A 451-nucleotide genomic window follows, 5' to 3' on the forward strand; every position below is an offset into this window, starting at 1 on the left:
AGTGTCCCGTCCTCCACCCGGCTGCTCGCGGACCGGCTCGCCGCCGCGGTGAACCGTGCGACGCCGGTGGACGTCGAGGTGGTCGAGCTGCGCGACCTCGCCGTCGAGATCGCGCACAACTTCACCAACGGGTTCGCCGGGAAGGCACTGGCCGCCGCGCAGGACGCGGTCACGGCCGCCGACGGGCTGATCGTGGTCACGCCGGTGTTCAGTGCCTCCTACAGCGGGCTGTTCAAGTCCTTCTTCGACGTGCTGGACAAGGACGCGCTGGCGGGCAAGCCGGTGCTGATCGGGGCCACCGGCGGAACCGGGCGGCACTCGCTGGTCCTGGAACACGCCCTGCGGCCGCTGTTCGCCTACCTCCGCGCCGTCGTCGTCCCCACCGGGGTGTACGCCGCGTCCGAGGACTGGGGCGCCGAAGGACTCGCCGAACGGATCGAACGGGCCGCGG

General features: G+C 72.1%; 1 protein-coding gene. It reads left to right on the top strand.

Features of this window, described 5'->3' with window-relative positions; all coding sequences use genetic code 11:
* Window positions 1-451 (top strand): CE1759 family FMN reductase (locus OO52_RS45650; protein WP_030659432.1); only part of this gene is annotated, 451 nt, incomplete at both ends.

Source organism: Streptomyces flaveolus (assembly GCF_000716535.1).
Lineage (GTDB): Bacteria > Actinomycetota > Actinomycetes > Streptomycetales > Streptomycetaceae > Streptomyces > Streptomyces flaveolus_A.